Annotated in this window: 10 protein-coding genes; 2 read left to right on the forward strand and 8 right to left on the reverse strand. The window is 60.6% G+C overall.

The window, feature by feature from the left end:
- Positions 1 to 121: 121 nt before the first annotated feature.
- The 4 genes from K8U03_09550 to K8U03_09565 form a co-directional block, all read right to left on the reverse strand.
- Positions 122 to 442 (reverse strand): 50S ribosome-binding GTPase, encoded by a 321-nt coding sequence (locus K8U03_09550; GenBank protein MCE9605130.1) that lies wholly within the window; start codon positions 440 to 442, stop codon positions 122 to 124.
- Positions 364 to 2,241, reverse strand: coding sequence for a dynamin family protein (locus K8U03_09555; protein MCE9605131.1), 1,878 nt, complete (start codon positions 2,239 to 2,241; stop codon positions 364 to 366). Before K8U03_09555 ends, K8U03_09550 begins: the two co-directional genes overlap by 79 nt.
- Before the next feature lie 775 nt (positions 2,242 to 3,016).
- Positions 3,017 to 3,475: a PD-(D/E)XK nuclease family protein gene (locus K8U03_09560; GenBank protein ID MCE9605132.1), complete on the reverse strand. Its 459-nt coding sequence runs from the start codon at positions 3,473 to 3,475 to the stop codon at positions 3,017 to 3,019.
- Positions 3,476 to 3,554: 79 nt separating this feature from the next.
- The gene (locus K8U03_09565; GenBank protein ID MCE9605133.1) at positions 3,555 to 4,028 is read right to left on the reverse strand and encodes a DUF3072 domain-containing protein; all 474 of its coding nucleotides are present in this window, start codon (positions 4,026 to 4,028) and stop codon (positions 3,555 to 3,557) included.
- Between the two features lie 460 nt (positions 4,029 to 4,488).
- On the opposite strand from K8U03_09565, the gene K8U03_09570 reads away from it, so the two are divergent.
- Positions 4,489 to 8,652, forward strand: a complete 4,164-nt coding sequence (locus K8U03_09570; GenBank protein MCE9605134.1) for a tetratricopeptide repeat protein — start codon at positions 4,489 to 4,491, stop codon at positions 8,650 to 8,652.
- A gap of 200 nt (positions 8,653 to 8,852) precedes the next feature.
- Here the strand turns inward: K8U03_09570 and K8U03_09575 are convergent, their stop codons facing one another.
- The 4 genes from K8U03_09575 to K8U03_09590 form a co-directional block, all read right to left on the reverse strand.
- A complete protein-coding gene (locus K8U03_09575) occupies positions 8,853 to 10,289 on the reverse strand; it encodes a hypothetical protein (protein MCE9605135.1) in 1,437 nt (478 codons plus the stop codon).
- A 114-nt stretch (positions 10,290 to 10,403) separates the two neighbouring features.
- The gene (locus K8U03_09580) at positions 10,404 to 10,598 is read right to left on the reverse strand and encodes a hypothetical protein (protein ID MCE9605136.1); all 195 of its coding nucleotides are present in this window, start codon (positions 10,596 to 10,598) and stop codon (positions 10,404 to 10,406) included.
- Positions 10,599 to 10,705: 107 nt separating this feature from the next.
- Positions 10,706 to 10,951 carry a hypothetical protein gene (locus K8U03_09585; protein ID MCE9605137.1) on the reverse strand — a complete coding sequence of 82 codons (246 nt, stop codon included), beginning with the start codon at positions 10,949 to 10,951 and terminating at the stop codon, positions 10,706 to 10,708.
- Positions 10,951 to 11,907: a hypothetical protein gene (locus K8U03_09590; GenBank protein ID MCE9605138.1), complete on the reverse strand. Its 957-nt coding sequence runs from the start codon at positions 11,905 to 11,907 to the stop codon at positions 10,951 to 10,953. The genes K8U03_09585 and K8U03_09590 overlap by 1 nt, the downstream gene beginning before the upstream one ends.
- Positions 11,908 to 12,072: 165 nt before the next feature.
- Between K8U03_09590 and K8U03_09595 the strand changes: the two genes are divergently transcribed.
- Positions 12,073 to 13,659 carry a DPP IV N-terminal domain-containing protein gene (locus K8U03_09595; GenBank protein MCE9605139.1) on the forward strand — a complete coding sequence of 529 codons (1,587 nt, stop codon included), beginning with the start codon at positions 12,073 to 12,075 and terminating at the stop codon, positions 13,657 to 13,659.
- Positions 13,660 to 13,699: the final 40 nt, after the last annotated feature.

Genomic DNA, 13,699 nt, shown 5'->3' on the forward strand with positions numbered 1-13,699 from the left:
GCTTGATTCTTGAAGAAACTAACGCAACACTTGGTATCACGCGTGGGGGCAGGTCAGCTGCACCGACCCTTCCGGCCATTGCCTCGAGTACGTCCATTGTCAGTCCCATAAGCTGCTTCTCCTAACAGGTCTCAAGTTCTTCGCCGAGCAGTCGGTTCAGCAGCGTGGACTTGCCGACGTTCGTGGCACCGACGAACGCGATGATCGACCGCCCCTGCATGGTCGCACGGCGGCGAATCAGCCCGAGGACCTTCGTCGCCTGCAGCCAGACGTCGCGCACCTCGGGCACGGCGCGGTGATAATCGGCCGACTCGGAACAACCGAGCCAGAGCTCGTCGGTGAGGAGGAGCAACTCTTCCGCGTTCATCCGCGGGCTCCCCCATTCACCGAACCATCGGTCAGTCGTAACGGACCGGCAAGTAGACCCTGCAACCGTTCGCATTCTTGTCGGCGAACGGCGATCAGCGCCGCATCGAGCGGCTGCTTTGCGCGTCGAAACACCTCCTCCAGTCGTGATTCTTCAGTGCGCGACCGGCCACGATACTCGTCTAGATATGCTTCAGCCGTGCGGCGGAGTTGAGGAATCCGTTCGTCGATAATGAAACCGAACACGGTCGCGACTTGAGCGACGGCATCGGTTTCGAGCCGACCTTTCTGCTTCGACTTCGCCAGCGCCCACGCGAATGGAATTGCCAGAGAACCGATCCCGGCGACGGTCCATCCCAACGGAGCCGCCATTGCGACCCACGCCGGCGCCGCGACCGGCACGGCGGTCGAAGTGATGAAGCCGGCCGACGTGCCGATCAGCGATTGCAATAAACCTCCCACGATCGTCGGCGTGGTGATGTACGTTACGGCCGCCGCCACGGCCGCTTGGCCGGCGGAAACGATCCCGAAACCGGCCGCCAGGGCCGCAGCCGTCCCGACGAGCATCGTCGCATCGCCGCGCGCACCGGCCGACATCGCCATCAGTTCGGTCGACCAGGATTCATAGCCGGCTTCCAATTCACGGCATGCGGCCTGCAACTCACACTCCAGCTTTTCGGCGGGAGTCGCCAAAGCGGCATCGATCGACTGTTGCAACAGGCTCGGCAAATCGCGAGTGAGGCGCGAGACGCTCATGAGGGACGCATTTCGTACCAAGTCCGCGGCGGCGGCTTTCGTGGATTCGCGAGCCACGATGACGTTCGCCTGAAACTCATCAAGTGCGCCGTTCCAACGTCGCAGGAAGGTTTGCGGTAGCCGCGTCTCTCGTTCGGCGAGTCGTCCGCGCGCGGCGGCGAATTCTTCCTGCCGGCGGCGCAGCTCCTCCGGCTCTGCTTCCGCCAGCGACAACTCGCAGGCGCGAGCGCGAAAGATCGGAGTCGCCGCATCGATCGCTCGCCGAATGAATCGCTGCTCGATGATCGCCCCTTTCCCGGCGGCGATCGTTTGCCGCAGCGCCTCCGCGAGCCGATTGAGACCGGAACTCTCCGTGTCTCCCCGGTGAGCGGACTTGGCGCTGAGGCGGTGTATCTCGTCGACTGCGATTCCCACTTGCGCCAGGCAGCGCCGATTGTGCGTGACGGCGTCGACGATGTCTGCTTCCGAAGAAGCATCGACCTTGTTGACGACGAAGAGAATCTTGGCGATGTCGGCTGCCTTCACCTTCTTCAGGAGCTCAAGCTCGTCTTGGTCGATCGGCATGTTAGCCGTGACGAGAAACACGACCGCATCCGAACGGGGAATAAAGGCCTGCAACAATTCGTCGTGGTAGCGATGGACGCTGCCGGCGCCGGGCGTGTCGACCAACACGAGGTCCGGATCGAAGTTCTCGAACGGTCCGCCGATCTCAACCGTCTCGACGTTCTTATCGTTCCCGGGATTCCCTTCTTCCGTCACGTAATCCCGAATTCGCTCCAGCGAAATCGTCTCCCCGGCGGCGGTCGAGTCGACCGAACGATAATGCACGCGCGCGAACGGAGTGTCGCTCCGCATGAAACGCGAGATGACGTTCGACGCCGGGAGCTTATCGATCGGAGCCAGTGAGTCGTCGCGACGGCCGAGCAGCGCGTTGACCAGAGTCGACTTACCGCGCTTCGCCTTGCCGAGGATCGTGACGAGAAACCGCCCCTCACGAAACTGCGCGATTGCCTGATCGATCGCAGCCGCCGCACCTGCGTCATCCGCGCGAATCGCGTCGCGGACGTTCTCGGCCCACTCGATCAGTTGAGCGCGACGTTCGGAGCCGGTGATGTTCATGATGCCTCGGAATGAAGGACGAAGGTCGTCTTCAGGCATCTGCCGGTCTTGACTCCACAGACTCCAATAAAAAAGGAGCGCCGAACCAAGACCGCTCCTCGAACCCCGACCAAGGGGCATAAGTGAACAGCACCTGGCCGACGCCCCCTTACGGGAGCGTGGTCCAAGTACTGCTTCACTTATTCAAGAGCCTTACGGCTCAGGTTGGTCGTTTTCGAGAAAGCAGATACTTAACGCACACGCGCGTTATCGAATTATTCAAAACGGCCGCTTTGGCCCGTGTCGCATCTCCAACAAAAAAGGTTCAAGGGAACGAAGCTCACTTTCGCGAACGACTTCCCATCATAATGGCGTATCGATACGGAACAAGTGTCGACCAACGACGAACCGCTTCTCTGAGTCACGGCCGTCGCGAAGCCTCGAAGATGTACGCATGGGCGGGTGATCGTGCTGTCCGTGAAACCTGCCACCCTCAGTGTGCCCGATGAGGCTTTGCGAACTTGCAATAGCTAGAAAAAGCCGGCTCGTCCCGCCCGAAGACCGGACGGGACGAGCCGTGTGGTTGTTATTCTCAGCTAATGCGGTTTCGGATCGGACCTCTTTCGTGATCGCCGCAGCACGGGCGGAACGTCGAGGGGTTTTTGCACCAGCCAAAGTCGGCCCAAGAGCCAAAGCGATAAGAATACGGTGAGCAGGCCACCCCGGCCGAGCACCGATGAAGCCACCCAAGCGGCGGTTAGTAAGAGCACGCTCATCCGAAGATAGTCGTTCCAGATCATGGCGTGCTTTCTTGGTTGGAAGGGAAAACGCCGGTCCAGTCTCGACAGGGCGTTCGGTAAGCGCAGGTCGAACATTGCATTGCTGACGGTGCCGGATAGAAAACCTCGGCTTGAATCGCGCGCCACACGCGCTCGACGACGCGCTTCGTGCGGTCGATTCGCTGTTGAATCACCGGCACATCGATCAGATCCAGGCCCGGCTTGTTCGCTATCGTCAGGACGGCGAATTGCAACCGGACGCGCTTCTTCGGTACGAACGTCTTCACCAGCTCGTGATAGAGCAACAACTGCTCGGACGACTCTTCGACTTGGGCGGATGACCAGCGCGACCGAGCCGTCTTTAGGTCCGAAACGACGACCGCCTCGTTCGTCTCGGCGATCAAGTCGAGACGCCCCAGGAGTTCGGGACATCCTGGAACGATCGACGCTCTCAGCTCTTCTTCGACGCCGAGGATTCGTCCCGCGGGCCGTGCGAAGTCGCTGGCTTGAAAGGCGGCGAACTGGTTGCCGCCTTGGTCGGTGCGGGCACGCCGATCATCGGCGGCCTCCGTTGCCCGTCGCGCCTTTCAGCTCGTCGATCAGGCCGCTCGCTTCGGTGATCGTCAGCTCGGCCGCATTTCGCACGCCGAATCGCGCGTGCAGTTTGTCGCCGAGTTCGATCCCCTGTCGCTCGGCAATCGCTCCGAGCGACCGGACTTGGCTGGCGGTCGCGGGACGCGTGCCGTCGCGACGACGGCCGGGGGCGTGACCGTTGCTGTTCGCTTGGCCGTGGTTCTTGTCGTCGCCGTTGTGACCGTTGGCGCAGGCCCCGGTCGACTTCGTTCCGGCGAGCTCTTCGTCGACCGCGGTTTTCGCCATGACGAAGAGTTGCTTGATCCGTTCACGCAAGCGCTCGGCATCTCCCGCCAGCGAGGAATCGAGCTCCAGTTCTAGATTCACGGCCGCACCGCGCGACCCGTAATTGGCCTCACCGACCTTCTTCGTAAAACCGACATTGAGTTTGAGCATGTTGGTTCCTTTGAGTTTGAAGAATGTTCTTAATTCGCGCAACCGTTACCACGGTGAAGAAGTCGTGACGTAGACGACGAAGATCGTCCAAAGTCGCGGACGGTGATCGGTTGCTGAATACTTCGGTCTTTATTTTTCTCCTGAGAAGTCTCTTAACTTGCTCTTTTTATTGACCGGCAATCGCTACGACAGGAGAATGCGAACCGTGAGATCGCCGCCTAGTCATCCGTGCGCTCTGGAACGAACTTCATCGCCATACGCATCGATCTCACTCCGCTCTCCCATCCGAACTTCGGCGGCATCGACTTTCCCGTCGATCTGATCGCCGATTGAGAATGAAGATCGTGACCGAGCACCATGCCGCCTCGCCGACTTAACCCCGTCGGAGACGCGTGTTTTTTTTACGCGTAAAAATGGCCCCGTTGTGGTTGATCCTCTCCCGGTTTCAAAGACGCAAGCGATGAACGAATCCGAAGATCCGAACAAGACCATCGACTTTTCGTCGAACTCGGCCGAACCGCTCGAAGCGAAACCGGCTTCGGGCTTTGAGACACCATCGGCAGCGCCGAGGTCGAGTCTCGGCGGCATTCGCGCAGTGCTCTTGCGCGAAGCCGAGGCCGATAGCGCGCCTGGTGTGGATCCGAATTCCGATGCGATGCCGCAGAGGTCCGCGACCGGAGACCGTTATCAAATCTCCGGCGAGATCGCCCGCGGGGGGATGGGTGCGGTGCTACGGGGGCGCGATGTCGATCTAGGACGCGACTTGGCGGTCAAAGTCCTGTTGGAGAAATACGCCGATCGGCCGGATGTCGCACGGCGCTTCATCGAAGAAGCCCAGATCGGTGGCCAGTTGCAACATCCGGGCGTGGTGCCGGTCTACGACGTCGGCCGCTTCGGCGATCGACCGTTCTTCACGATGAAATTGGTGAAGGGTAAGACGCTCGCCGCGCTGCTTGGTGAGCGTGCCGATGCGACGGCCGATCTCCCGCGGTATTTGAGCATCGCTCTGCAGGTGGCGCAGACGTTGGCGTATGCCCACTCCAAGGGAGTCATTCATCGCGACCTGAAGCCCGCAAACATCATGGTGGGCGCGTTCGGCGAAGTGCAGGTGATGGACTGGGGGCTGGCGAAGGTGCTGGCCGATGTCGGGACCGACGATCAAGCACAGGCGCTCCGTAAACAGGAAGTACCGGAAGATGTGAGCACGATCCGTACCGCGCGCAGCACCGATTCATCCGGTGGTTTCGGAACTGAGACCGAAGCCGGCTCTCTGCTCGGCACGCCGGCTTACATGCCGCCGGAACAAGCCAACGGCGACATCGCCAACCTCGACCGCCGGGCCGACGTCTTCGGGCTCGGCGCGATCCTCTGCGAGATTCTGTCCGGCAAACCCCCGTACCTCGGCCGATCCGGCGAGGAAGTTCGTCGCAAGGCGGCCAACGGTGACTTGGCGGATGCCTTTGGGCGATTGGATCACTGCGGGGCTGATGCGGAGTTGATCGTCCTGACACGCAAGTGCCTCACGCCGGAAGCCGCCGATCGACTCCAGAACGCGAATGCCGTGGCCGACGCTTTGACGGCCTACTTGGACGGAGTGCAGGCTCGCTTACGCCGAGCCGAGCTGGCCGAAGCGGAATCCCGCGCTCGCGCGATCGAGGAAGCAAAACGTCGCCGACTGACGCTGGCGCTGGCGTCTACGGTAATTGTGGCGCTGACCTTGGGAGGTGGCGGCTGGCTGTGGGTAAAGGCTGACCGCGATGCCCGGCAGGTTCAACTGACGCGCGATGTGAACGAGGCGGTCAACAAGGCGACGGCTCTACGTGAGCAGGCGAAGTCGACAACCACGGGTAGCGCAACACTGTTTGCCCAGGCGCGGGAGCAGGCACAACGAGCGCTGGCCCTGGTCGAAAACGGCCTGGACGATACGGCTATGAAGGGGCAAGTACGGCAGTTGCAATCTGAACTGGATGAGGAAGTAAAAGACCGCAATCTTTTGGCCGCACTGGAGGAAGCCCGCCTGTCCCAGACGGAAATCGTGCCTGAGGAGAATCGGTTTGCTAGTGAGCGAGCGATTCCTATGTTTCGCACGGCATTTGCTGCCTATGGCCTACCAGCGGGGGCGGGGGAGCCGGCAACCGCGGCGGCACTAATCCGGAAGCGTCCGGGGGCTGTGCGTGAAACGATGCTCGCAGCGCTCGAGGAGTGGGGGAGCCTTGCGCGCGAGCCGAAACTCAAAGGAGTCGAGCCGCATGCGGAGTGGCTGCAGGCAGTTTTCGTAGCTGCGGAGGAGGACGGATGGACTAAGGTTATGCGAGAGACCGGGAAAATCGAGGACAAGGCACAACGTCAGACGGCGCTGGAGAAACTTGCAACCACAGCTGACGTGGACAAGTTGCCGGCACGATCTTTAGATCGTCTTTCCTGGCGATTAGAAAATATCGGATCGCTACAGATTGCTGCGCAATTGCTCCGGCGAACTCAACAACGGTACCCGGCAGATTTCTGGGTGAACCATAGGTTGGGGCAGTTGCTGAAAACCATGGCACCCCCGGAACCGGATGAGGCCGTGCGTTTCCTGACGGCAGCCGTTGCCATTCGTCCGGACAGTCCTGGGGCGCTACTGAACCTCGCGAGCGCCCTAGACGGCAATGAGCAAGCGGACGAGGCGATCGCCAATTATAAGAGGGCCATTGAAATCGAGCCGAAGTATGCCACGGCTCGCATAAACCTGGGCAACTTGCTGAAAAAACATGGCCAGGTAGAAGAGGCTATCGCCTGCTACGAGCAGGGGATCAAATTTGAGCCGAAGGAGGCCAGATTCCACCAGGGGCTCGGGGCTATTTTCTGCGATAACAAGAAAGAATACGACAAAGCCATCCTATGCTTTCGCAAGGCCATCGAACTCGACCCAAAGTATGCGAATGCTTTTGTCAGTCAAGGTGTGGCGCAGCGCGGCAAGGGGCAGATCGACGAAGCCATCGCCTGCCACAAGAAAGCCATTGAAATCCAACCGGAAAACGCCGCAGCCCACCGTCACTTGGGGGCAATTCTCTGCGATTTGAAGCACGAATATGCCCCGGCCATTTTATGCTTTCGCAAAGCCATTCAATTGAACCCGAAGGACGCCGATGCCTACAGTAATCTAGGCGTTGCACTGCTAAACACTAAGCAGGTGGACGAGTCCCTTGCTTCCTATGCAAGGGCCATTGAGCTTGAACCTACGAAGGCTTCGGCCCACGGCGGCCTAGGCTCCGCACTTCTTTCCAAGGGGAAGGTGGACGAGGCCATCGTGTCCTTCCGAAAAGCTATTGAACTCGACCCAGCATTAATCATGGCTCATGGCAACTTGGGCAATGCGTTGCGGACCAAGGGTCTAACTGACGAGGCGATCGCCTCCTATCAAGAAATTATCAAGCTGGATCCGAAGGAAACCAAGGCTCATATTCAAATCGGAAATGCGCTGTGGGCCAGCGGCCGTATCGACGAAGCCATCGTTTACTTCCGAACAGTTGTTGATCTCGCCCCGACGAAAGCCGCAGGTCATATTAATCTTGGCGCCATTCTGTGCGACAACAAGCACGATTACGAGGGTGCCATTCAGTGCTTTCGTAAGGCCATCCAACTAGAACCAGCCTCCGCTACAGCTCACTTGAATCTAGGCAATGCGTTGCGTGCTATGGGGCAGGCAACCGAAGCCATCACCAGTTACAAACGGGCCATCGCCATCGACTCCATGGAGGTCAAGGCTTATACCGGCCTCGGCGCTGCACTGATGGAGGAGGGTCAGTTAGCCGATGCCATCTCGTACCTCGGGCAAGCCGTCCAACTCGAACCGAAGTTCGTCCCCGCCCACGGCAATCTCGGACTTGCACTGATGAGAGAAGGCCACTTGGACGATGCCATCGCCTGCTTCCGAACGTCAATTCGGCTCGATCCTCGGAATGCCGCGACGTACAATAACTTGGGAACAGTATTCATGGATGCCGGCCGATTAGAAGAGGCAATTGTCAGCTATAAGCAGGCGATTGAACTGGATCCGACGGGTGCCGGCCCTCGTCGTGACAATCTAGCGCTGGCCGAGCGTCTGGTGGCGGTCCGCGACAAATTCCCCGACTTTGAGAAAGGCACCTACTCTCCCACCACCACGGTCGAGCGGCTCGCGATGGCGAAATGGTGCAAGCTCAAGAAACGGCATCGAGCAGCGGTCGACTTGTACACCACGGTATTTGACGCTGACTCGAAGCTGGCCGACGACACGAAATCGGGCCTGCGATATATAGCCGCTTGTGATGCAGCGATGGCCGCCGCTGGATTGGTTGAGAATAGCGCCAAGCTCGACGACAAAGAGCGAGTTCATTTAGGCCAACAAGCTATTTCCTGGCTCCAAGCCGACCTCGCCGGGTACTCGAAGCTGCTCGCAAACGGTTCATTAGCCGGTGGTACTCTAGTCCGACAAAAGCTGCGCCATTGGCAGCGAGACTCTGATCTGGCCGGCATTCGCGATAAGGCGGCGATGGATAAATTCACCGCGGAGGAACGGAAAGCGTTCGCTCAACTTTGGGTCGACGTAGCGGCGTTGCTGAAGAAAGCGGAGACCCCGACGGCGGAGGATCGTAAAAAATGATCCACGGTCCGGCGGAGCCTAGTCAGTCGATGAGAATGCCGGATCAAAGGTTCCGGCTTGAGTACGGAGAGCATTAGGAAGTCGAATGCGATCTCATTCATTAAAAAATACCCAAGTCCTCCGGGCGGCGTCTTAAACCTGCATCACCTGCGTCATCGGCCGGTGACGAAGATGACGCAGGTGACGCAGTATTTCGGAACTTAGCCGGCCACCCGCTGCAACTCCTTGAGCGAGGCGAGCGTCGAAGCGACGATGCGGGACTGCCGCTTCTGCTGTTTCAGCGAACGCGCCAATTCGCCGGCTTGCTGAGCGGCCGAGTGCAACGTGTCGCGCAGCGTCAGGGCCTGTTCGATGGCGGACCCCGCGGCACGAGCATGGACGGGCTTCGCGGAAGGGACGTTCGTCGTTTCGCTCGGCTTCACGGTGTATCTCGTGACGGCGGGAAGAGCGACGGCCATGACTTTCTCCTTCGGTTTGGTGGTGATGATCGTGGAGCCGGTGACGACGTCGGCTCGGCTCGGCGCGTCGATTCGTTGCGGATCGTCGTGCCGCGGAATGGCGGAACCTTTGTCGAGCAAGGCCCACAGGAATCGTCGATGCTCGTCGACGCACATCGCCGGGGAATCGGGACCGTAGAGCCGAACGCTGCGGAAGCCGAGCTTGAGCTCGCGCTCGACGAAGCGGCGGTCGGTGTTCAGGATGACCGGCTCGCCGGTGAGCTTCGAGGAGCCGAGGAAGACTTCGGTCGGACGGCTCGCCGCCGTCTCCCGACACCGCACCAGCACGCGACCGTTCAAGTCGAGCGTGATCGGGTCGTGCAACGTGTCGTCGCACGGCAACCGCGGAATCGTCTCCTTCAGGAATCCCGCGTCGACTTGTGATAACTCCAGGCGCGACTTCGCCGCGTCGGGATTCGGCAAGATCTGATCGATCTTGGGGAATCGCGCGTCTTTCTGAATCCGCAGCAGGATCAGCCAGCAGCCGACGCCGAAGCCGACATATTCCTCCGTCCGTCCGACGTCGATCGGCTCACCGTTCGTGACGTCGGCGCTGCCGAGCAGCTTGGACCCCGGGATGAGCAGGTCTTCCTCGAAGCCGAAGCGATAGCCGGACTGTACAAGAACCTGCCTCCCGTCGGTCGTTTCGAGGCGACCGAGCGCGCCGCGGAGATGCAAACAGCCCAGAGCATAACGCGAGGACTGCGCATCGGTCGTCGCCACGGCATCGCCGAGCGCGGCCCAAAGATCGGAACCGTTGGCAACCGATGTCGGCGGCGCGGAAGGAAATGTAGTCCCTGCGGCTTTCGGTTGTTCCTGTTCGCTCCGGCGAGGGACGCCTCGATCGCTCCACGAGAGCCGGATCTGATCGCCGGAGTGGGCCTCGATCGTGACGAGCCCATCGTCGCGGCCCTCGCAAACTTCCAACGCAGCCAGCGGCAGTCGGATCATTTCGGGCGGGTGGTCGCCCGGCTCGTGGTACTCGATCGCTACGTCGGTCGACGCCGCCTGAATGCGGCAACCATCGGCGCCGCCGACGAACGTCACGACTGGACCGCCGGCGACCGGCGACTTGTGCAGTCCACCGCGCTTGCAGAGCGTGCGAAAGCGACGGAGAACGGAACGCGAAATAGTAAGCAAGGAAGTTCTCCTGAAGGAAAGGCAGCCCCTGCCGCTCGCCGTCACGTTGCGTGAAGGCGAACGAGCAGGAGCTGCCGAGAATGTTGTGAAGAGAATCGCGATCGAGATGGCAAGCTACGCCGCTAAGCTGCGACGGACCGGCCGACGACGAGGCTTGTGACGCATGCGATCGACTTGCTGCACTTCGTCCCAGTCGATCGACAACGGCTCGGGCGCGACCTCGACAAGGCTGAAGCCGCGGCGACGGATCTCCGACAACGATTCGCCGGTGGAGGCGGCCAGCTCACGTTCCATTTCGAGTTGAGTCATATCGGGACCTTTCAAAGACGACGATGCGCGCGGCACCGCCTGGGAAGAAAAACACGGAGGCGACCGCTCCGAGCGGAGCGGCAAACAAAGAGAGCGTTCGAGAACGCTTAGCGGCTGCGAGCGAGCCAATGCTCGTCGAGCCAAGACCGTTCGGCGGCCAGAGCCTCCGAACGATGAACGAAAGGACCGAGGAGCGGTCCAGAAACGACCGAGAGATCGGCCGACCAAAGGCCGTCACACGTCGGCTCGACGTAACTGCCACGTGTGATCTTGAGCGGGCCGAGCGCCGCCAACTCGATCGTCTCGTCGTAGACGCAACGGACGGTGCCGTGTGGATCGATGACGAGTTGCATCAAGCCACCTGCCCCTGCCGCGAGCGCAGGATGTTGCGTCGCGGCCGATCGACCAACAGACCGTCGAGCACCGATTGCACACTGGAGAGCTGGGTCACGATTTGTTGCCGAAGGTGCGTGTTGTCGCGCAGCGCCTGCGGCTCGACGCCCCGCACGATCCGCTGAGCGTCGTCGACCAGCCGATCGAGTTCGGCGCTGCTTCGGACGTTGAGCGCCCGGAACCGCCCGAAGAATTCCCCCAGGTTCTCGATCGCCGAATCCCGGAAGACCTTCGGCTTGCCGTCTTCCGTGCCGCTGAGTCGCTCCGTCAGATGGGACACGACCTTGGCGAACTCGGCCGTGAACGCTTCTTCGGCGAGTTGCACCGCTTCCTCGAACCGCGCCGTGACGCGGGCTTGCTCTTGTCGGAACAGTTCCGGGCTCAGTTCTCGGAGATACTCCGGCGCTTCAATGCTCGGAAAGTCGTGCTCCAGCTTAAAGAGCCCGATCAACGAGTCGGGATAGTCGGTCGAGTTGTAGAGTCGGCCCAGTCTCGAACGGGCCGCCGACTTCAGCTCGCCGTACCGTTCGTCCAGTTGAAACACTGCCTCGGCCAATTCAGCCTTGAGCGAAGTGAGCTGCACGTCGAAGACCGGCACGTCGTCTTGGCGTATCAATCGGATCCCCGGCTCGGGGTACGGCAAGCTCATTCCTTTCCAGAGGCTGAGCGCCCGGCCGCGCACGGTCGTAACGAACTTGAAGGCGGGATGCTTGACGTCGAGTAACTTCTTGGCGGCCGAGAGATAGGAGCCTTCGGCCCCAAAGGAGTCGGCCGCCTCTTCCTTCTGTTGCGGTGAGAGGGATTTGCGGACACCGAACCAAACGAAGCTGAGGCGAACGGCGGCCATCGTGGTCCGGAGACGACGAGCGGCACCGGCGACATTCACGGCGGGAGGGGAACTCAGAACGGTAGACATACGGACTCCGATCGGTAAAGGTTGTAGGGTTCGCTGGAACGAAAGAATGGACTTCAAATCAACTTGAAATCGGGCCAAGTCGCTGGGAATCAACCGAGGCTTGAAACGACGATCTGAGCCGTGTTGGGATTGAGCTCAGGAACTAGCCTTACCAAAGGAACGTAGATGAAATTCCGTCATCTGGTCGTGATCGCCGCGGCGACGTGTTTGTCGATTTGTCCCGGCCTGGAAAGTTCGGCCGCCGAGCTAGACCCGCAGACGAAGGGCACTCTTCCGTCGTTCGCTCCGGTCGACGTCTTCCAATTGGAATTCGCCTCCGACCCGCAAATTGCGCCCGACGGGTCTCAAGTCGCCTACCTGCGCAACTCCGTCGACATCATGACCGACAAGGTGCGTTCCCAACTGTGGTTGGTCGACGTTCAGGGCCGCGAACATCGACCGTTGACCGATTGGAAGGTGGACGCGTCGTCGCCCCGCTGGTCGCCCGACGGGAAACGACTCGCTTACACCGCGAAGGGAGACAAGGTCACGCAAATCTTCGTGCGCTGGATCGACGGCGGTCAGACGGCGCGACTCACCAACCTGACCGAAGCGCCGGGAGAACTGTCGTGGTCGCCCGACGGTGAGCACCTCGCCTTCTCGATGTTGGCCCACGAAAAGCGGAAGCCGTATATCCAACTGCTGGAGAAACCGGAAGGAGCCGAGTGGGCGAAGCCGTTCAAACTCTACGACACGTTGGTCTATCGCGACGACGGCAAAGGCTATGTGAAGGAAGGCTTCCATCACCTGTTCGTCTTGCCGGCCGACGGCGGCACGCCCCGGCAAATCACCAGCGGCTCGTTCCATCATCGGGAGCGTCCGACGTGGACCGCCGACGGCAAGTCGATCGTCTTCGCCGCAAACCGCCGCGACGACTGGGAGCATGAACCGCTCGACGGCGATCTCTATCGTGTGTCGCTGGTCGATGGTGCGATCACGCAACTGACCGATCGCCGCGGCACCGACGCGAGTCCGACGATTTCGTCGGACGGCAAGCAACTCGCCTTCGTCGGTTTCGACGATGTCGGTCGCAGCTATCACCAGACCGATCTCTATGTGATGTCGCTCGACGGAAAGAATCGTCGCTGCTTAACGACCGCGTTCGATCGCGAGGTCGCCCATCCTCACTTCGCTCGCAACGGCCAGGGCATCTATTTCCAATACGAGGACGAAGGTGACACCAAAGTCGGCTTCGTCTCCTTAGCGACCGGCAAGGTCGAGGAAGTGGCCGCCGGTGTCGGCGGTGTGAACTTCGGCCGACCCTATGCGAGCGGTTCGTACTCCGTGGCCGACGACGGTCGCATCGCCTTCACGCAGACCGATCCCACGCGACCGGCCGACGTCGCGACCGTCGCCGTCGCCGGTTCCGAGCCACAACGGCTCACGCAGCTGAACGAAGACTTGCTACCGTACCGTCGACTCGGTCGCGTCGAATCGTTTCGCTATCAGTCTTCGTACGATCAACAAGAGATTCACGGCTGGATCGTGTTGCCGCCTGATTTCGACAAAGCGAAGAAGTATCCGCTCATTCTGGAGATTCACGGCGGTCCGTTCGCCAACTACGGCGGACGCTTTTCCGTCGAAATGCAACTCTATGCCGCGGCCGGTTACGCGTCGTCTACGTCAACCCACGCGGGAGCACCGGTTACGGCGATGCCTTCACCGCGTTTATCGACCAAAACTATCCGAGCCAGGACTACGACGATCTCATGAGCGGCGTCGATGCCGTCATCGCCCGCGGCTACGTCGATCC

The organism is Planctomycetia bacterium (genome assembly GCA_021413845.1).
Classification (GTDB): domain Bacteria; phylum Planctomycetota; class Planctomycetia; order Pirellulales; family PNKZ01; genus PNKZ01.

What these genes read in the sequence shown, in the direction of transcription:
- K8U03_09550 (MCE9605130.1), bottom strand. Translation starts at nt 442, where the DNA reads ATGCGAACGGTTGCAGGGTCTACTTGCCGGTCCGTTACGACTGACCGA.
- K8U03_09555 (MCE9605131.1), bottom strand. Translation starts at nt 2,241, where the DNA reads ATGAACATCACCGGCTCCGAACGTCGCGCTCAACTGATCGAGTGGGCC.
- K8U03_09565 (MCE9605133.1), bottom strand. Translation starts at nt 4,028, where the DNA reads ATGCTCAAACTCAATGTCGGTTTTACGAAGAAGGTCGGTGAGGCCAAT.
- K8U03_09570 (MCE9605134.1), top strand. Translation starts at nt 4,489, where the DNA reads ATGAACGAATCCGAAGATCCGAACAAGACCATCGACTTTTCGTCGAAC.
- K8U03_09580 (MCE9605136.1), bottom strand. Translation starts at nt 10,598, where the DNA reads ATGACTCAACTCGAAATGGAACGTGAGCTGGCCGCCTCCACCGGCGAA.
- K8U03_09585 (MCE9605137.1), bottom strand. Translation starts at nt 10,951, where the DNA reads ATGCAACTCGTCATCGATCCACACGGCACCGTCCGTTGCGTCTACGAC.
- K8U03_09590 (MCE9605138.1), bottom strand. Translation starts at nt 11,907, where the DNA reads ATGTCTACCGTTCTGAGTTCCCCTCCCGCCGTGAATGTCGCCGGTGCC.
- K8U03_09595 (MCE9605139.1), top strand. Translation starts at nt 12,073, where the DNA reads ATGAAATTCCGTCATCTGGTCGTGATCGCCGCGGCGACGTGTTTGTCG.